1 pseudogene is annotated in these 726 nt (G+C 69.0%); it reads right to left on the bottom strand.

From position 1 onward, the window contains the following. Nucleotides 1-340: pseudogene (locus tag F6Q13_RS18610) on the bottom strand (hypothetical protein); the annotation flags it as partial. Nucleotides 341-726: the final 386 nt, after the last annotated feature.

The following is a 726-nucleotide window of genomic DNA, read 5'->3' on the forward strand; positions in this document are numbered from 1 at the left end:
ATCCGGTCCGGGCGTAGCCGAGGGCGGAGCCCACGGATCGGGCCAACGCGGCGGCAGCCGCGAGGACCGGCAGCAGCATGACATCGTCCATCGCAGTCAGCGCATCGCGCAGCGCACTCGCCTCCGTCGGGTCGGTTGCGGTGACGCCGGTCGCTACCAGTCGGTAGCCGCTCTCGGCGGCGCTTTCGCTGGTGCCGGCGATCGCCGCCAACACCTGCTCAGTCGCTGGGCTGTCGAGCTCGAAGTTGTCCTCATCGACGGTGCCGTCGGGATCCGCACGGTCGACCAGCACCAGCTGGACGTTCCCGGGTGTCACCGACACGCCCATGACGATGTCCACAGTGCCTCCAGCGCCGTTCTCCGGCCACAGGGAGTCTGCGCGGCAGGATGTCACGGCACGGCGCACAGGACCCCCGACGACCCCGCTGGTCCGACCCTACTCGGTAGCGTCGGGCACTGTCTTGCGGAAAAATCCGCGGATCTGCTTGCCTGTCCGACAAGTGAGGAATAGCTTAGCGACGGCTTGGAGTGACCATCCCGACGAGAGGTTGGGGGCTGATGGGCAACGGTCGATCGGGTGCGGTCAGCGGCGGCCTCCGAGCGGTCGGGGCGGTGGCCGTGGTGGTGCTGGCGGCGGGGATCCGGGCCCAACAGGCGGCGCCGGTGGCGCACGCCGATGTGGTGGATGTGATCCTTGACCCGGTGATTGACTCGCTGAGCAGCGCG

Source organism: Mycobacterium sp., from assembly GCF_008709575.1.
Taxonomy (GTDB): domain Bacteria; phylum Actinomycetota; class Actinomycetes; order Mycobacteriales; family Mycobacteriaceae; genus Mycobacterium.